The 18519-nt window shown below is 36.1% G+C and carries 14 protein-coding genes; 2 read left to right on the forward strand and 12 right to left on the reverse strand.

Annotated elements, in window-relative coordinates:
* Positions 1-140 precede the first annotated feature (140 nt).
* The 3 genes from EQG68_RS15200 to uvrB all read right to left on the reverse strand — a co-directional run bounded on the left by EQG68_RS15200 (position 141) and on the right by uvrB (position 3478).
* The gene (locus tag EQG68_RS15200; protein WP_222845208.1) at positions 141-452 is read right to left on the reverse strand and encodes a hypothetical protein; all 312 of its coding nucleotides are present in this window, start codon (positions 450-452) and stop codon (positions 141-143) included.
* Complete coding sequence (locus EQG68_RS08855) at positions 453-1142, reverse strand: DUF4062 domain-containing protein (RefSeq protein WP_222845209.1); 690 nt, start codon at positions 1140-1142, stop codon at positions 453-455.
* Between the two features lie 347 nt (positions 1143-1489).
* Entirely contained in the window at positions 1490-3478 is a 1989-nt protein-coding gene (gene uvrB / locus EQG68_RS08860; RefSeq protein ID WP_129464455.1) for an excinuclease ABC subunit UvrB, read from the reverse strand.
* Between the two features lie 169 nt (positions 3479-3647).
* Here uvrB and EQG68_RS08865 point away from each other — a divergent pair, with 169 nt between their 5' ends.
* A complete protein-coding gene (locus tag EQG68_RS08865) occupies positions 3648-5093 on the forward strand; it encodes a hypothetical protein (RefSeq protein ID WP_129464456.1) in 1446 nt (481 codons plus the stop codon).
* Between the two features lie 53 nt (positions 5094-5146).
* Here EQG68_RS08865 and EQG68_RS08870 read toward each other — a convergent pair whose 3' ends face one another.
* The 9 genes from EQG68_RS08870 to trmD form a co-directional block, all read right to left on the reverse strand.
* A complete protein-coding gene (locus tag EQG68_RS08870) occupies positions 5147-5809 on the reverse strand; it encodes a thiamine diphosphokinase (RefSeq protein WP_129464457.1) in 663 nt (220 codons plus the stop codon).
* A 119-nt stretch (positions 5810-5928) separates the two neighbouring features.
* Positions 5929-6747, reverse strand: a complete 819-nt coding sequence (locus EQG68_RS08875) for a DUF4249 domain-containing protein (protein WP_129464458.1) — start codon at positions 6745-6747, stop codon at positions 5929-5931.
* Between the two features lie 3 nt (positions 6748-6750).
* On the reverse strand, positions 6751-9129 hold the full coding sequence (locus EQG68_RS08880) for a TonB-dependent receptor (protein ID WP_129464459.1): 2379 nt from the start codon (positions 9127-9129) through the stop codon (positions 6751-6753).
* Between the two features lie 125 nt (positions 9130-9254).
* Positions 9255-11948: a VWA domain-containing protein gene (locus EQG68_RS08885; protein ID WP_246011696.1), complete on the reverse strand. Its 2694-nt coding sequence runs from the start codon at positions 11946-11948 to the stop codon at positions 9255-9257.
* A gap of 2 nt (positions 11949-11950) precedes the next feature.
* Positions 11951-12451 carry an RNA polymerase sigma factor gene (locus tag EQG68_RS08890; RefSeq protein WP_129464615.1) on the reverse strand — a complete coding sequence of 167 codons (501 nt, stop codon included), beginning with the start codon at positions 12449-12451 and terminating at the stop codon, positions 11951-11953.
* Between the two features lie 187 nt (positions 12452-12638).
* Positions 12639-14858 (reverse strand): NADP-dependent isocitrate dehydrogenase, encoded by a 2220-nt coding sequence (locus EQG68_RS08895; RefSeq protein ID WP_129464460.1) that lies wholly within the window; start codon positions 14856-14858, stop codon positions 12639-12641.
* A 246-nt stretch (positions 14859-15104) separates the two neighbouring features.
* Positions 15105-15455, reverse strand: a complete 351-nt coding sequence (gene rplS / locus EQG68_RS08900) for a 50S ribosomal protein L19 (RefSeq protein ID WP_129464461.1) — start codon at positions 15453-15455, stop codon at positions 15105-15107.
* A gap of 119 nt (positions 15456-15574) precedes the next feature.
* A complete protein-coding gene (locus tag EQG68_RS08905; protein ID WP_129464462.1) occupies positions 15575-16588 on the reverse strand; it encodes a Gfo/Idh/MocA family protein in 1014 nt (337 codons plus the stop codon).
* A 2-nt stretch (positions 16589-16590) separates the two neighbouring features.
* Positions 16591-17268 (reverse strand): tRNA (guanosine(37)-N1)-methyltransferase TrmD, encoded by a 678-nt coding sequence (trmD, locus tag EQG68_RS08910; protein WP_129464463.1) that lies wholly within the window; start codon positions 17266-17268, stop codon positions 16591-16593.
* A gap of 287 nt (positions 17269-17555) precedes the next feature.
* On the opposite strand from trmD, the gene EQG68_RS08915 reads away from it, so the two are divergent.
* Positions 17556-18488, forward strand: a complete 933-nt coding sequence (locus EQG68_RS08915) for a peptidylprolyl isomerase (RefSeq protein WP_129464464.1) — start codon at positions 17556-17558, stop codon at positions 18486-18488.
* Positions 18489-18519: the final 31 nt, after the last annotated feature.

Genomic DNA, 18519 nt, shown 5'->3' on the forward strand with positions numbered 1-18519 from the left:
AATAAATAAACGTAAAAGCTCTGTACTAATTTGATATTCAAATATAACAATAATTAGATGAATTAAGACGCTGCGAAGTCACAGACGTTCGCAGAGCAACGTGCTATCAAAGTAGACTAAGGAGAGTAGAGTGGCAGTAATTATTTTTTTACACTTCTTAAATGAAGCATTAACTGTTCTCCTTTTTCGGTTATGTGCCAAAACAAATCCATACCTCCAGCATTTGTTTTTGTATAGTTTAAATCAATCAATCCAAGTGCTTTTAACTGAATCTTAATTGTTTGAAAATCTTGGTCAATTAATTTAGCTATTCCTTTATCAATAAAATTTGGAGTTACTTCATATATAACTTTACTTAAAAGTTCTTTTGCTTTAGAATCTGTTGGTTTGTCTAGAAGATATGGTGAAATAAGACTGAAAATTTGATTCCAAGATATTTTGGTTTTCCACACTTAATCGACATCTCTTTTATAACCAGAATGCCAAAATCTGTGTTTTCCAGTAATTTCTATAACATCGTTATAATCCGCTAAGTTTTCTAAACTATTTGTTGTTACTTTATTTAAATCAATTCCTTCTTTTAATTCTTGATTTTCTTTTCTTAGATCATTTATTTCTATATATAACTCAGGATTAGCAGTTTCATTAGCTCTTATCCAACCAATTGCAGGATATGTTTTGATAGTTTTAGATAAACTTAAAGCCACAAGGCCAGGTAACTCATCTGCTTTACTCCAAAATTTTACTAATCTATTCGTTGCAACTTTATCTCTGAATTCTTGTAGTTTTTGCCTTAATTCAGCATCTTTTTCTGATTTACCAAACGGAATATTGTCCGGATTTGAATGAATAAATGCAATTATTTTTATATTTTTTTGAATTGCATAATCATATTCCATTTCAGTATAACTTATTCCTTCTTCGGATAATGAACCATATCTTCCACCAATTATTAAAAGATAATAATCACAATCGTCAATAACTTTTTTTATGAATTCAAATTGTTCTTCATCTATTGCAGGAAATATTTCCATGCCAGCTGGAATGCAATCCAATTCCATTATAGTTTGGATAACCTTTGCTCTTTCTTCCTTTAAATCAGCATAGGTTGAACTTACAAAAACTTGATATCTTTTATTCATTGATTTTCCGTTTTATTTGGGAATAATTACTGCCAACTTGTATATATTTGTTATAAACTTGCGTGAATTCAATCAAAACAGGGATCGTAATCTCAGTATAACATATAATTAGTTTACTAAATTACAAAAAAGATTACACTTTAATAAATTTCCTAAAACATCGAATTTTCTAAATAATCTCTTTCTTGCACAATCCCATAGCCCCGATTGAAGCGAAAAGCCTTTGGTGAAAAAAACCTATTTTTTCTTGGTTTGGCAGAGCGACCTTAGAAGCTCCTGCCGGGCCTTAGAAAAAAAGGTTTTTGAGCAAAAGCTTGTAGAGAAAAGCGGGAATAGCTTTAAAAAAATTACATCTTCTCCTGCCAACTTTTGATTTCATCACGCAGTTTGGCAGCCTCAATAAAGTTGAGTTCTTTGGCGGCTTTTTCCATCACTTTTCGAAGGTCACGGATTTTCTTTTCGATTTCGGGTTTGGTGAGGTATAAACTTTCGGGTTCGGCGGCTTTTAAGACTTTGTCTTCGTAGTATTGCGTAGAAACGGAATTGTTGCTCAACGCATTATTCAAACTCTTATTCAAGGCTTTGGGTTGCAATCCGTGTTGGGTGTTGTACGCAATTTGTTTTTCTCTTCGATAGGTGGTTTCATCAATGGTTTTTTGCATGGAAGCCGTAATTTTATCGGCATACATAATGGCTTTTCCGTTTACGTTTCGTGCGGCTCTTCCCACCGTTTGGGTCAACGAACGATGACTGCGGAGGAAACCTTCTTTGTCGGCATCGAGAATGGCTACGAGCGAAACTTCGGGTAAATCCAATCCTTCACGGAGTAAGTTCACGCCAATCAACACATCAAACAAGCCTTTGCGTAAATCTTGCATGATTTCTACTCGTTCCAACGTATCGACATCGGAGTGAATGTAACGGCAACGAATGGACACTTTGGTTAAATATTTGGTGAGTTCTTCCGCCATGCGTTTGGTTAAGGTGGTGACCAAAACACGTTCGTCGGCTTCGCAACGAACTTGAATTTCTTCGATTAAATCGTCAATTTGGTTCAAACTCGGACGAATTTCAATAATCGGGTCCAATAATCCGGTGGGGCGAATGACTTGTTCGACATAAATGCCTTCGCTTTTTTGCAATTCATAATCGGCCGGCGTGGCGGAAACGTAAATGACTTGGTTTTGAAGGCTTTCAAATTCCTCAAACTTTAACGGACGGTTGTCCATTGCCGCCGGAAGTCGGAATCCGAATTCAACGAGGTTTTCTTTTCGACTGCGGTCGCCACCGTACATGGCATGCACTTGCGAAATGGTCACGTGACTTTCATCCACCACCATTAAAAAATCATCCGGAAAATAATCCAACAAACAGAACGGTCGAGTGCCGGGTTGGCGACCATCTAAATAACGGGAATAGTTTTCGATACCGGAACAATAGCCTAACTCGCGAATCATTTCTAAATCGAAATTGGTGCGTTCTTCCAACCGTTTGGCTTCTAAATGTTTGCCGATTTCTTTGAAATAATCGACTTGTTTGACTAAATCTTGTTGGATTTCCCAAATGGCATTTTGCAACACATCGGGGGAAGTCACAAACATATTGGCGGGATAAATATTCAGTTTGGAATAGCGTTCGATGACCTTTGAGGTTTTCGCATCAAACGCTTCAATTTCTTCGATTTCATCGCCAAAAAAATGAACACGAAACGGATCATCGGCATAACTCGGGAAAATTTCGACCGTATCACCTTTAATTCGGAACGTTCCAGGAGTGAATTCGGCTTCGGTTCGCGAATACAAACTTTGTACTAAACGGTGTAATAATTTGGTTCGGGAAATGATTTGTCCACGGTCAATGGAGATCACATTTTTTTGGAATTCCACCGGATTTCCGATACCATACAAACACGAAACGGACGCCACGACCAACACATCTCTGCGACCGGAAAGTAGGGCAGAGGTGGTGCTGAGTCGCAGTTTTTCGAGTTCATCATTGATGGATAAATCTTTTTCGATATAGGTTCCCGTCACCGGAATATAGGCTTCGGGTTGATAATAATCATAATACGAAACAAAATACTGCACGGAATTATTCGGAAAAAATTGCTTGAATTCGGAATACAATTGAGCGGCAAGTGTTTTGTTGTGAGCCAACACTAACGTCGGTTTTTCTACTTTTTCGATGACGTTAGCAACAGTAAATGTTTTTCCGGAACCGGTGACTCCTAAAAGGGTTTGGTATTTTTCGCCATTCAGGATTCCGTTGGCTAGTTTGTCAATGGCTTGCGGTTGATCGCCGGTGGGTTGGTATTCTGAGATGACTTGGAATTTCATTTTTAGGGGCTGAGCGGCTGAGGTTCTGAGTCGCTAAGGTATGAAAAGTAAAAATAATAATGAATTGATAAGGATTAAAACTACCAATCTATTTGTTAATTAACTATTAAAAAAAATCAAAAATTATATCCACTATTGACAAATTGTATATTTGCATAAAAAAAACACTATGAAAAATATTATTTACCTTTTATTACTTATCCCTTTTTTCTCTTTTGCTCAGAAAATTAAGACCAAAAAAGACAGAGTTTTAATTGACGAAAAAGAGGTTGCTATTTTTAATGATAAAGTACGTGACCAATGTGTATTTTTTGATTTAAACAATACCAAACAATTTACAGCCGAATACAAATCGCTAATGGAAGGGCAGACCATTATCAATCAATGGTTAGTGGTTACCAATGCTGATGGGACAAAGAAAACTGAAATTCCTTATGAAGTTTTGATTACTTCGTTTAATTCTTCGCGTATAATCATGCATTTATTGTCTGTAAAGTATGAGTTATTCGATATAAACGGGTTTAATCAAGAAAAAATTGATGCTTTTTTTGCCACTGAAAGAGAAAGTATTGGCGACAAATCATTACAAGCAAAAATTGACGTGATTGCTTCTAAAAAAGAAAAAGAAGCTAAGATTGCAAAATATCGCCCTCATGTTAAAACAGATGGAACGGTAATGTTTGGTGGGACAGCCGGAACTAATATTGTTGGAAAAGTAATCGGAAGTCCCTATACCGCTTTTGGAAATAACAATTTTGCCGATGTCTATGATTTGGATAACATCAAAGTGGCTACTGCAAAAATCACCGGAAATATGAACAATGAAGTGGAAGTAACATTATTTAACGACAGTAAGTTTACTTATTCCGCACAAAAAAGATACAGTGGTTCGGATAATACCAGTTTTTTTGTGGAATTAATGGGAGAATTAGTTTACAGAGATATTACCTTAGGTCGTCAGGCAAAGCAATACAAACAGGACCTGTTGAAAGAAAAAGTAAAATTAGCCAAAGAGCGTAGTGTAAATGTTTACAACGTTCGTGGTTATGCAATCGATGAAAAAGGAGTGAAATATGATGGAACTTTAACCGCTCAATTTGAAAAATTAGATGTTCATCAAACCGGAAATACTGAAGTAGTGGATGCGATTGATAATTATGGTAAAAATGTGACCATAAAATATTTAAATGAAAAAGGTAAAGAACGCATTATTACACTTTCTGCCAAAGATAATGTTACTTTTTTTGTAAAAAATAGTGATGGTACAGAAACCGGTTATAAAGGAATGAAAGTGAAAGGTGATGCGGCCAAAAAATTATCAAATGCCATGTCTTTGGGCTTTAACAACGCTTATTTTTACAAAGAAGTGTTTACTGAAAACGGAAATTCTGTTTACATTGACCCGGTAGAAGATGATGTTTTTGTTATCAAATTAAAAGACCAAAATGTGGGTCAAATGATTGACAAAAGAAACAATAAAAATTTGTCTAAAGAATTAGCCGAGTACTTAAGTTCTTGTAAACATTTGTCAGATGAAATTACAAGTGGAGCATTTGATTTGAAAATTCAAGACAATTTGATTACGATTGTAAAGGAATTTAATGAATGTAAGTAATAAAATATCATAAAATTATAAGTAAAATGCTCGTTCTAGGACGGGCATTTTTTTTAATCCCAACATTCCATTAGAATTAAATCACCTTCCTCGTGATCAATACGAACGATTCCATCTTCTGCTACATGATTACTGCTTCCGGTTCGGTAGCCAATTGTAAGTGAATCATTTTCTAACGGATAAAATAAATTTTTTGAATGAATGCCGTGAACAGCTCCAATCGGAATCAATGAAATAACAGTATTTTTGGGATACCATTTTTCATATTTGTTGGGAAGCAGAAATATTTTGGAATGATCATCAAACAAAACGATTTTCAATTTATCTCTAAACTTTACAATGGAAGTAATGTTCGTAATCGTATGATCGGCTCTTTTTCCGGTGGCCCAAACTACGTTGACGGCCGGAATATTTCGTTCTACTAAATAATCAAAAGCTTTTTCTAAATCTGTTTTGTCTTGGTCGGGAGTTGGAATGATTTCAAGCGGATATTGAATTTCTTTATAATAATCAGCATCAAAATTTCGATCAAAATCGCCTAGCAAGACATCAATTTTAATCCCTAATTCCATCACACGACTAATTGCCGAATCTAATACTATAACAATAGGCGACCATTCTAATAATTGTCCAAGTAATTCTTCGCTACAAGCAGCACCATTGGCAATGATTAATGCGGGTTCTTGATCGTCTTTTACGATGTGGTGTGATGACATGGTTTTTTTCTATTGTTTATGAATTATACCTGACAGGTTTAAAAAAACCTATCAGGTATAAATATAATCTATTTCCTTGTTTTCTGTGTATTCTGTGAGAACTAAAATAAAGAAAGAAATCACTCAATAATATACTCATTCACTTCCGTCTGACTCAATCGAAAATAACCCAAAGCAAAATTATCAAAATTGGTTTGATTGATAATATTTCCACGTACCGTAGAAGTCGGTGTGCTAAACGGACCCGCATTATTTCCGGCTTGTGCCAAAAGTATGTTGAGGTAATTGAAATAATTTTGAGAAACACCATTCATTGTGAAAGTCAACGTATCGCCGGTTTTTAACTCTTCGCTAAAATACAAACCAAACATTTCATTGTTTTCAAAAAAGCGATCTTCCAAAACACCGTATTCCGGTATAACTTTGTAGGGATCAAAAATTCCCAAAAAGTAAAAATTTGTTTCATTTTGAATATCATCAAAAAAGAATTTCACTTCTACTTCATCCCCTAAAACACCGCCATCATTGCGTTGTTCAACACGTTTGACTTCGGGAGTAGCTAATAATCGTTCGGTTGATGTATACGTTTCACCATCATAAACCACAGTCAACGTGTAACTTTCATTTAAAACCGGAACAAAGTCTGTGCAAATATATAATCCCGGTTCTTCAATTTGAGTAAAAGTAAATGTTGTTCCTTCACTATTGGTAACGGAGACCAACGCATCGGTGACAGGTGGAATTTCCTGCGAAAAATAATCGGTTGTCGTTGATAATTTTACAGCTTGGATATTGCCCGGAGTATCTCGCAACCAATTAATGGAAGCTTCTATTACTAAACGAGGTGGTGCTGTATTCAAATCAACATCCACAACTTCTTCGCAACCAAAGGTTACAAACGCAAAAAGAACGAATAAGCTATATTTAAAATGTTTCATTTTTTAGAATTTAAAATTATACGTTACACTCGGAACAATTCCGAAAATAGATAAGCGAACTGCTTCATTTCTGGCCGTTTCATCGTTTTGTCGAAACGTAATCGAAGCCGCATTTTGACGATTGTAAATATTATAAAAACCAAAAACCCATTCCGCTTGCCACTTTCTGCCTTTGTTTTTAGAAGGTGTTAAAGTGGCGGATACATCCAAACGATGGTAGGTTGGTAAACGGTCTTCGTTACGGTTATTAAAACTTGGAACGGTGATTCCTAAATATTCATACTGTCCGTTTGGATAGGTCACAGGCTGACCGGTTTGCAAAGAAAAATTAGCTCCAAAACGCCATTTTTCATTTAATTTGTAATTTCCAACTATTGAAATGTCATTCAGTTTGTCGAAACCTGTTTTGTACCAGTTTCCGTTGTTTATACCGGTTTCTTCAGGCGTTCTTCCGACTACTTGCTGTTCGGTTCTGGCTAAAGTGTAGGATAGCCAACCATTAAAGCGACCGGCATTTTTTCTAAATAATACTTCCATTCCGTAAGCTCGTCCACGACCGTTTAAAACCACTCGTTCAATGGCTTCGTTGGCAATTAAATTGGCACCATCAATATAATCTACGCGGTCTTTGATGTCTTTATAGTAGGTTTCCACTTCGATGGAATATTCGTCATCTTTAAAATTTTGAAAATAACCAATGGCATATTGATCCAACAATTGCGGTTTTAAAAAGTTATCACTCGGAGCCCAAACATCCAATGGAGTAGGCGATTGTGTATTTGAAATCAGATGTAAATACTGACTCATTCGATTATAGCTGGCTTTGATGGATTGATTGTCATTCAACGCATACGAAATCGAAAAACGGGGTTCTAAATTGTTGAAACTGGCGATGGTTTCATTTTTTCCATACGATACGGTTCCAATCGGAGTGGCACTTTCATACACTTGAAAGTCTGCATTAAAGTTTACAGCTTGATTGTTTTCGTATACATTCAAGGTTTGCTCACCTAAACGTAAAAAGTTACTGAATCGAAAACCATAAGAAACCGTTATTTTTTCTGATAATTGGTGTTCAGCATCCACATAAATAGCTGATTCTAAAGCATATTTTTTATCCAATTGATCTTCGTTGATACCGGAATCCGGTCGGCTTGGTTCAATTTTACCGGGATTAAAATTATAGTAGATGGTATTTAAACCATAAGTTAATTTCAGTTTGTCACTTAAGTAATGTTTGAAATCATAGCGAAAATTATAATTTTTGATGCCGCTATTCCATTCAAATCCAACAAAATCCAATTCCAAACCATAATAATAATCCGAATAAATGAACGACATATTGCTGAATAATTTATCTGAAAATAGATGATTCCAACGTAGATTTAACACCGCATTTCCATAGGTATTGACAAACGTATTATTCAAACTAAAAACATCACGACCAAAATAACCTGAAAAATAAACGTTGTTGTTTTCATTTATTTTATAACTCAATTTGGTATTCAAATCATAAAAATAGGCAGAGTTATCATTATCAGTTAGCTTTAAAAATAAATGAGCATACGAACCTCTACCGGCTACCAAAAATGAACCTCGGTCTTTTACAATTGGACCTTCCGCCAATAATCGACTCGAAATGATTCCGATTCCACCATTTACATGATAATCTTTGCTGTTTCCCTCTTTTTGATAAATATCCAACACAGAAGACAATCTCCCGCCATAACGTGCAGGAATTCCGCCTTTATACAATTTTAAATCTTTAATGGCATCGGGATTAAAAACGGAAAATAATCCAAATAAATGGGATGAGTTGTATATGGTTGCTTCGTCTAACAAAATCAAATTTTGATCGGCTCCACCACCACGAACGTTGAATCCGGACTGACCTTCGCCGGCACTGGTGACACCGGGTAATGTGAGCAAGGATTTCACAATGTCAACTTCCCCTAACAAAACCGGCATTTCTTTAATTTCTTGTATAGAAAGTTTGTTCACACTCATTTCGGGTTTCCGAATTTCGGCTTTGGCTTTTCGTTCGGTAAGAATAACTTCTTTTAATTGCTGACTCGATTCAAACAATGAGAAGTTTTTTCGAATGTTTTTATCAAGTACAATCGTTTCCTCAATAGTTTGATAACCTACATAACTAATTTGAATTGTATAAGTTCCTTTTGGTAATGAAATCGAGTAGAAACCATATTCATTGGTTGTGGTACCGGATCTAGTGTCAGTGGCAATGATATTTACACCGTAAAGTGTTTCGTTACTGTTTTGGTCGGAAATGGTTCCACTAATTGTGAATTTCTCTTGAGCAGTTGATGAAAATACTAGTCCAATAGTCATCAAAGTTGTCAATAAAATTTTGTTTAACGACATGAGTAATTTTTTTAACAAAATTGATGATTTTTTTTCAGAAGTTTTATACATCATTTGTTAAAGTAGGGTTAATAAAAAACCTGACAATTTGGGTTAATTGTCAGGTTTTCAGTATAACCAATTTTTTACTTCACGGTTTCAACCAATCGGATAAATTCGGATTTATATCCATCTTCATCATTGGAAAGGCCTTTTTTTGCTAAGGTCTTAATAGCTTCACTGTCTTTGTTTTGAACCAATTTTGAATCTCTCAATTTCAATCCAAACCAAGCTACGGCTGATGAAAATTTAAAATCATCGGATGAATTTACTATTGGGATCGATTTATTTTCAACTACCTGAACCGTTTCAATACTCTTATCACCATCCGGTTTTTTGTATCGTAATTTGATTGTTGCCAATTCATTTCCGAAAGCAGTTGAAGAACTTTCTGTTTTAGAATATTTCAAGTCAATCGGTTCTTTAAAATGGTCGCTTTTCACATTGGTCGGAATAATTTCATACAAAGCTGTAACCGTGTGACCGCTTCCTAATTCGCCGGCATCAATAGCATCATTCACAAAATCTTCGTCTTTCAATTTTCGGTTTTCATAGCCAATCAAACGATAGGCTTGCACGTGTTGCGGATTGAATTCAATTTGAATTTTCACATCTTTCGCAATGGCAAACATCGACCCTTTGAATTCTTTTCCTAAAAAACGATTGGCTTCTTGAATGTTGTCGATGTAAGCATAATTTCCGTTTCCTTTGTTGGCAATGGTTTCCATTTTGCTGTCTTTGTAATTGCCCATTCCATAGCCCAAACAAGTGAGGAAAACACCACTTTTTCTCTTTTCTTCAATTAAGGTTTGCATGTCTGTATTAGAAGAAGCTCCTACATTAAAATCGCCGTCAGTAGCCAAAATCACACGGTTGTTTCCGTTTTTGACAAAGTTTTCTTCAGCGGTTTTGTAGGCTAATTCAATTCCGGCTCCACCGGCTGTGCTCCCGCCGGCTTGCAATTTTTCCAATGCATCGATGATGCTCTTTTTATCCTCACCGGAAGTGGGTGGCAAAACCAATCCGGCAGCTCCGGCATACACCACAATGGAAACTTTGTCTTTTTTTCGAAGTTGCTCTACCAAAATTTTCATCGATTGTTTGAGCAATGGCAATTTATTTTGATCGTTCATCGAACCCGAAACATCAATTAGAAAAACCAAATTAGAAGCAGGTAAATTATCCGTTGGAATGTTTTTTCCTTGTAAACCAACTTTTAATACTTTATGATTGCTGTTCCAACCACAATCGCTGTATTCGGTGTGAATGGAAAACGGATGTTCGTTAGTTGGTTCAGCATACTTATATTTGAAAAAATTCACCATTTCCTCCACTCGAACAGCATCTTTGGGCACAACTTGTCCGTTGTTGATAAAACGACGAATGTTGGTGTACGAAGCATTATCCACATCAATCGAAAACGTAGAAAGTGGTGCGGTACTCGGACTCTCAAAAGCGTTTTCTTCAAAGGATTCATACGATTCGTCTTGTGTTGGATCCTTTTCCGGCCATTGAATGGGTGCTTGTTGTTGAGCTTTTTCTAATTCTTTTAATTTTTTTCTAAGTTGTCTTCTAGACAATTTTTCCACTTTTCCGCTTTTGGAGGTGATGACGATTACACCGTTTTTTCCTCGGCTGCCGTAAATTGATGTGGCTGATGCATCTTTTAAAACCGTAATATCTTTGATATCATTTGGATTAAGCACTTGCAATTGTTTTTTAGAAATGGGTTTGCCGTCTAGGATGACAAGAGGTTCATTTTTTGAATTTAATGATGATGTTCCGCGAATTCTTATACTTTTAGTAGAACCTGGTTGACCTGAACCTGATTTTATTTTGAGACCCATAGTTTGTCCAGCCAAAATTTGGTCTGGAGAAAAAGTTTTTGTTTTATTATTTCTTTTATTGTTTCTGATTTCGTCAACACTAACTGATGAAACAGCATTTGTGTAAGCAACTCTGGCTGTTGTTTTGTAACCAACAACTACAACTTCGCTTAATGTATTTCCATCATCAGCTAACGCAATACTCAAGTTTGTAGAGTTATCAATTTTGGCTGTTTGTGTTAACATTCCAACATAACTAAACTCCAATGTTTCCCCTTTTTTGGCTTTAATTGAGAATTTACCATCAAAATCTGTTTGTGTACCTTTAGATGTACCTTTTATGACTACCGTTGCACCGGGAAGTGGAAGATTAAAATTATCCATCACAATCCCGGTAACCAACCTTTCTCCGGTTAATTTGTCTATTTCTTCGCTGGAAATTTTTACGGTTGGAATTTCTTTGGAAACGAGTTTGTTTTTTTCTTCATCTAAAGCAATTAAATCATTCAATTTCATTAAACTGTCATTAAAAACAGATACAAGTTGTTGATCTTTTTTAATAGAATTTTTTAGGATTGATTCTTTTGAAATTGGTTTTGTATTTGATTTTTTTTCAGCTTCAACATCAGTAGAAACAACAACTTCTTCTTTTGGTTTTTCAATTTGTAAAGGAGAAACATTTTGAATGGTATCTTTGTTTTCAATCACAATCGGATTATCATTTTTAATTACTTCTTTATCCGATTTAAAAAATTGATAACCAATTGAAACAAACAATAGGAGAGAAGCAGCAATTGCCCATTTTTTCCAAAGAATGATAACTTTTTTATCTTCTTTTTTATCTAATTTTTCTTCCACTCGTGCCCAGACTTTTTCCATTCCAGGAAATGAATTGGCTTCGGCATTTTTTGCCGCTTGTTTCATTTTATCGTATAATTTATCTTGATTTTCCATAGCTATTTTGCCTTTTGATAATAAAAATTGTTCACTAACTCTTTCAATTTGGTTTTGGAAGCGTTCAATTGTGATTTTGAAGTACCTTCTGAGATGCCTAATTGCAATGCAATTTCTTTGTGTGAATACCCTTCGATGACAAACAGATTAAAAATGGTTTTGCATCCGTCAGGAATCAGTTGAAGTAAGTTGAGTAAATCTTCCTCTTCTAAATCAGTAATTTCGTCCGTTGTGGGTTGCGAGGCTAATTTGACATCATCCAAATACAAATTAAAATTCACATTTTTCCGCAACGTCAGTAAACACTGATTGACTGTGATTTTTCGGGCCCAGGCTTCAAATGCGTGGTCTTCTTTTAATTGATCAATTTTGGTGAAAATAGTATAGAATGCATCGGCCAAAGCTTCTTCTATTTCTTCCTCTTTTTTGAGATACCGTTTGCATAGGTGATACAATTTGGGTCCCATGTGCTCATACACCTTCCGTTGGGCGTCTCGGTGCATTTTTCTGCAGGCTTGAATGATATTTTTTTCCATCACAATTGGTTTGCTTTCTTATAAAGAGCACAATAGTTGGCAAAAGGTTGGGAAGAACCTAAAACTTTTTTCGATTTTATAAATTTAGGGTTTAAAATGAAACAAAAAAAGACAATCGGTTAGGATTGTCTTTTTAAAATAAGAAAATATATTTTTAATTCAACTTCGCCAAAACAGCATTCAACGTCTCACTCGGTCGCATCGCTTTTTCTAACAATTTAAAATCAGGTTTGAAATAACCACCGATTTCTTGTTTTTTGCCTTGCGAACCTATCAATTCGTCATTAATTTTAGCTTCATTTTCGGTTAACTCTTGAGCGATAGGAGTGAAGAGTGCTTTTAATTCAACATCTTTATTTTGTTCTGCTAAAGCCTGTGCCCAATAGAAAGCCAAGTAAAAATGCGAACCTCTGTTGTCAATCTGGCCTACTTTTCGAGCAGGTGATTTATCGGTTTCTAAGAATTTTTCAGTTGCAGTATCTAAAGTTTCTGATAAAACTAAAGCCTTGGCATTATTTTGTGTTTGACCTAAATGTTCTAATGAAACACCAAGAGCTAAAAATTCACCCAAAGAATCCCAACGTAAATAACCTTCTTCAATAAATTGTTCTATATGTTTTGGAGCAGAACCACCGGCACCGGTTTCAAATAATCCACCGCCGTTCATTAACGGAACAATGGACAACATTTTAGCTGATGTTCCTAACTCTAAAATCGGGAATAAATCGGTTAAGTAATCACGTAACACGTTTCCAGTTACAGAAATCGTATCTAAACCTTTGATAATTCTTTCTAACGTAAAAGTAGTCGCATCAATTGGATTAAGAATACGAATATCTAATCCGTTTGTATCGTGATTTTTTAAATATAAATTGACTCTATCAATAATTTGTCTGTCGTGAGCTCGGTTTTCATCTAACCAAAAAACAGCCGGTGTGTTGGATAATCGTGCACGGTTTACGGCTAATTTAACCCAATCCTGAATAGGAGCATCTTTCACTTGACACATTCTGAAAATGTCACCTTTTTCAACGGCTTGTTGCATCAACACAGCTCCATCACCATTGATTACTTTCACTGTACCATAATCATCGATTTGGAAGGTTTTGTCGTGCGAACCGTATTCTTCCGCTGCTTGAGCCATTAAACCAACATTGGGTACACTTCCCATCGTTTTTGGGTCGAATGCTCCGTGTTTCTTACAAAAATCAATCGTTGCCGTATATACTCCGGCATAACATCTGTCCGGAATAATGGCTTTGGTGTCTTGTTGTTTTCCTTCTGCATTCCACATTTGACCGGAAGTTCGAATCATGGCCGGCATCGAAGCATCGACAATCACATCCGAAGGAACATGAAGATTGGTAATTCCTTTATCAGAATTCACCATTGCAATGGAAGGTCCTTTTGCCATGGCTTCGGCTAAAGCAGCTTCTACTTCGGCTTGTTTAGCGTGACCGGAAATTTTATCATACACATCACCTAACCCATTTTTGGTATTTACACCTAATTCTTTAAACAAATCGGCATATTTTTCAAAAACATCGGCAAAGAAAACATCCACAATAGCTCCAAAAATAATCGGGTCGGAAACCTTCATCATGGTCGCTTTCAAATGAACAGAAAATAAAACATTCTTCGCTTTCGCATCTTCAATTTCGTTGGCGATGAATTGTTTTAACGATTTTATGTTCATCACCGAACTATCAATAATTTCACCCGCTTTTAAAGGCGTTGTATCTTTTAAAATTTTTGTAGTACCATCTTTTGCTTCAAAAACAATTTGGAAAGTAGTTGCTTCCGGAATTGAGATAGATTGTTCACTGCCATAAAAATCGCCTCCGGTCATGTGAGCAACGTGCGTTTTAGAATCGGCAAGCCAAGCACCCATACTGTGCGGGTGTTTTCGTGCGTAATTTTTTACCGCTTTCGGGGCACGACGATCGGAATTTCCTTCACGCAACACCGGATTTACGGCAGAACCTAATACTTTAGCAAATTTAGCTTTGATTACTTTTTCTTCTTCCGTTTGTGGATTCTCAACAAATTCGGGAATGGCATAGCCTAATTTTTGTAATTCTGCAATGGCTTCTTTTAGTTGAGGAACAGAAGCGGATATATTGGGTAACTTGATAATGTTTGCTTCAGGTGTTGTGGCTAACTGACCTAATTCGGCTAAATCGTTATTGATACGTTGGTCTTCTTTTAAATACTCAGAAAAGTTAGCAATAATTCGTCCGGCTAAAGAAATGTCTCTGGTTTCAACGGAAATATTTGATGGAGAAGTAAAAGCTTTGACAATGGGTAAAAACGAATGAGTAGCAAGCATAGGAGCTTCATCCGTAATTGTATAAATAATTTTGGATTTTGACATAAAAATAAAGTTGTTTTTGTTTGTTTATTTCCTGAAAAACAGGATGCCAAAGATACAAAAAAGAAGGTGAATTTAATTAGATTCAGACAACGAAAACGATTGAATTATGGATATGACAATCTGAACTTTAAAAATTATGAATTTGTCAAAAAACAAATTAAAAATTGAGTAAGTTGTTAAAATTAGAGCAAATAAAAAATCCCGTTCTGAATTTCAAAACGGGATTCTTTATGAGTAGAAAGTTGATTATCTTCTTCTTTCTTTGATTTTTGCTTTTTTACCGGTAAGGTCTCTGAAGTAGAAAATACGAGCTCTTCTTACTTTACCTCTTTGGTTCAATTCAATTTTTTGTAAAGCCGGCATGTTGATAGGGAAAATTCTTTCTACACCAACAGAACCAGACATTTTGCGGATGGTGAAGGTTTCAGTTGCTCCGGTTCCTCTTCGTTGGATTACAACTCCTTTGAAGAACTGTGTTCTGGTTTTTTCACCCTCTTTAATTTCATAATACACAGTGATGGTATCACCTGCTCCGAATTCCGGAAAGTCTTTTTTTGTTACAAATTCGTCTTGAACGAATTTCATTAAATCTGCCATAACAATTAAGTTAAAATAGTGATTATCAGAGCAACATACACGCACTTCGTCAGAGGTTGGTCCAAATGTGGGTGCAAATTTACAATTTATTTTGAAATGACAATTAAATTGGTGGATTTTTATTTTGTGTTGAGAATAGTCAACTGCTCCAAAATCTCCTCATGACAAACTGAAAACGGTTTGTCATTCCTAATACATTCATATACATCTTTAAACAAACCATTGAAATTTCCTTTTTGGGAAGGAATTCGTTCTACAATTGTATGGTTGTTTTTATCAATGTATGTCAATTTTCCCTCTTTGTTTTTCAATTCCAATCCAAAATCGGGATGATTTGGAGGCATTCCGGCCATCAATTGATTTTCTTGTTCGTCACAAAATTCTTTGATAAAACTTCCTTTTGTGCCGTGAATCACAATGCCGGGTTGAATATCCAATACATGCATACTCACAGTTATAAAAGCATTCACCTGATTTTCAAATAAAAGATGCACAAATGCATAGTCATCCACCATCGTGCCATTGCGATACATTCCTTTTTGTATAGAATACTTTTTCGGTTTACCAAAAATGGAGATGGCTTGATCAATTAAATGCGACCCTAAATCATACAATATTCCGCTTCCGGGCAATTCATTTTCTTTAAATCCTTTTGCACTGATTGTCGGTCGATAACGATCAAAACGTAAGTGAACTTCAATAATTTCGCCTAATTTTCCTGATTTGATGATTTCTTTTGCCGCACAAATATCGCTGCTCCATCGGCGGTTTTGATAGACTAAAAGTTGCTTGTTCACCGATTTGGCTAGTTCAATCAATTCCAAAAATTCTTCCGGTGTTGCTGTCGCCGGTTTTTCTAATAAGATATGTTTCTTAGCTAACAAACATTGTTTAGCTAATTCAAAATGCGTGTTATTTGGTGTGTTGACAACGACTAATTCAATGGATTCATCAACCAAAAGTTCTTCTAACGAAGCAAAACTTTTCACATCCGGAAAATCATGCTTTGCTTTTTGATTATTTCGTTCCAAAACAGCATACAATTCAAATCCTTCATTAGCCGCCAAAAAAGGAGCATGAAAAAATTTACCGGAAAGTCCGTAGGCTAAAAGGGCTGTTTTGATGGGAGGCATATTTATTCATTTAACAAATCCGGCCGTCTATTCTTCGTATGCTCATATGCTTGATGCTCACGCCATTTATCAATTTCGGCAAAATTGCCGCTTAACAAAACAGCGGGCACTTTCCAACCTTTGTATTCTGCCGGACGCGTATAAATCGGTCCCGACAGCAAATTATCCTGAAAACTATCCGTTAAAGCCGACGTTTCATTACTCAAAACTCCCGGAATTAACCGAATAATCGCATCACTCAAAACAGCCGCACCCAATTCGCCACCCGAAAGCACATAATCACCAATCGAAATTTCTTTTGTGATAAAATGATCGCGAACCCGTTGATCAACTCCTTTGTAATGTCCGCAAAGAATAATGATATTGTTCAACATCGACATCGAATTCGCCATTTTCTGGTTCAGCGTTTCCCCATCGGGCGACATATAAATCACTTCGTCATAGTTACGTTCGCTCTTCAATTTGGATATACAATCGTCAATTGGTTGAATGGACATCACCATTCCGGCACCACCGCCAAACTGATAATCGTCCACACTTTTCTGCTTGTTGGTCGTATAATCACGCAAATTATGCACGTGCACTTCCACCAAACCCTTATCAATGGCACGTTTCAAAATTGATGCCTCAAACGGACTTCGTAAAAGTTCAGGTAAAACCGTGATAATATCAATTCGCATACAACTAATTTTTGGCAAAAATACTTATTTTTCAGAAGCTATTCCGGCTTTTCACTACAAGTTTTTTTTCAAAACAAAAGTTTTGTAAGCCTCGGCAAGAGCTCCCAAGGTCGCTTTGCCAAGTCAACAAAACTAATTTGTTTTTTCAAAAAAAGCTTTCCGTTGCAATCCGGGCTAGGGGATTCTGCTTTCAAAGGAATTTCATTTTCAACCATCCGCTTTCATAAAAATAAGGTTAATCAACAATATTATCTTAAATTTGCACCTCAATTAAAATAAATCAAACCATGGAAAACGGAATATACGCTAAATTCAATACCACAAAAGGTACCATTTTAGTAAAATTAACACATGATAAAACACCGGGAACAGTTGGAAACTTTGTTGGCTTAGCCGAAGGACAATTAGAAAACGATGCCAAACCAATGGGAAAACCGTATTATGACGGATTAAAATTCCACCGCGTTATTTCTGATTTTATGATCCAAGGTGGTTGTCCGCAAGGACAAGGAACAGGTGGACCGGGTTATCAATTTGACGACGAGTTTCACCCGGATTTACGTCACGATGGACCAGGTGTATTGTCTATGGCAAATGCCGGACCGGGTTCTAATGGTTCACAGTTTTTTATCACACACGTGGCAACACCTTGGTTAGATAAAAAACACTCGGTTTTTGGAAATGTAGTAGAAGGACAAGAGGTAGTAGATACCATTGCTCAAGGCGATGTGATAGAATCACTGGAAATTGTAAGAGTAGGTGACGAAGCTCAACAATGGAATGCCATCGAAGCGTTTAGAACATTCGAAGGTTCCCGTGAGAAAAGAATTGCAGAAGAAAAACAAAAAGCAGAAGAAGCTCTTGAAAAATTAGCAGCCGGTTTTGAAAAAACCGAAAGTGGTTTACGTTATAAAATCATCCAAAAAGGTAACGGAAAACAAGCGGAAAAGGGTAAAACAGTTTCGGTACATTATACCGGGTCATTAGAAAACGGAATGGTTTTCGATTCCTCTTACAAAAGAAAACAACCAATCGATTTCCCACTTGGAAAAGGTCATGTGATTGAAGGCTGGGACGAAGGAATTCAATTATTGCAAGTAGGCGATAAAGCACGTTTTGTGATACCTTCTTACTTAGGCTATGGTTCACGTGGAGCCGGTGGCGTAATTCCTCCCGATGCTACCTTGATTTTTGATGTGGAGTTGATGGAGGTGAAATAAATATAAATAGACACACCAATAAATTAGGATT

Source organism: Flavobacterium piscinae (assembly GCF_004122145.1).
Classification (GTDB): Bacteria; Bacteroidota; Bacteroidia; order Flavobacteriales; family Flavobacteriaceae; genus Flavobacterium; species Flavobacterium piscinae.

Coding starts and splice junctions, on each gene's coding strand:
- EQG68_RS08855 (WP_222845209.1), bottom strand. CDS start 1,142: ATGAATAAAAGATATCAAGTTTTTGTAAGTTCAACCTATGCTGATTTA.
- uvrB (WP_129464455.1), bottom strand. CDS start 3,478: ATGAAATTCCAAGTCATCTCAGAATACCAACCCACCGGCGATCAACCG.
- EQG68_RS08865 (WP_129464456.1), top strand. CDS start 3,648: ATGAAAAATATTATTTACCTTTTATTACTTATCCCTTTTTTCTCTTTT.
- EQG68_RS08870 (WP_129464457.1), bottom strand. CDS start 5,809: ATGTCATCACACCACATCGTAAAAGACGATCAAGAACCCGCATTAATC.
- EQG68_RS08875 (WP_129464458.1), bottom strand. CDS start 6,747: ATGAAACATTTTAAATATAGCTTATTCGTTCTTTTTGCGTTTGTAACC.
- EQG68_RS08880 (WP_129464459.1), bottom strand. CDS start 9,129: ATGTCGTTAAACAAAATTTTATTGACAACTTTGATGACTATTGGACTA.
- EQG68_RS08885 (WP_246011696.1), bottom strand. CDS start 11,948: ATGGAAAATCAAGATAAATTATACGATAAAATGAAACAAGCGGCAAAA.
- EQG68_RS08890 (WP_129464615.1), bottom strand. CDS start 12,451: ATGCACCGAGACGCCCAACGGAAGGTGTATGAGCACATGGGACCCAAA.
- EQG68_RS08895 (WP_129464460.1), bottom strand. CDS start 14,858: ATGTCAAAATCCAAAATTATTTATACAATTACGGATGAAGCTCCTATG.
- rplS (WP_129464461.1), bottom strand. CDS start 15,455: ATGGCAGATTTAATGAAATTCGTTCAAGACGAATTTGTAACAAAAAAA.
- EQG68_RS08905 (WP_129464462.1), bottom strand. CDS start 16,588: ATGCCTCCCATCAAAACAGCCCTTTTAGCCTACGGACTTTCCGGTAAA.
- trmD (WP_129464463.1), bottom strand. CDS start 17,268: ATGCGAATTGATATTATCACGGTTTTACCTGAACTTTTACGAAGTCCG.
- EQG68_RS08915 (WP_129464464.1), top strand. CDS start 17,556: ATGGAAAACGGAATATACGCTAAATTCAATACCACAAAAGGTACCATT.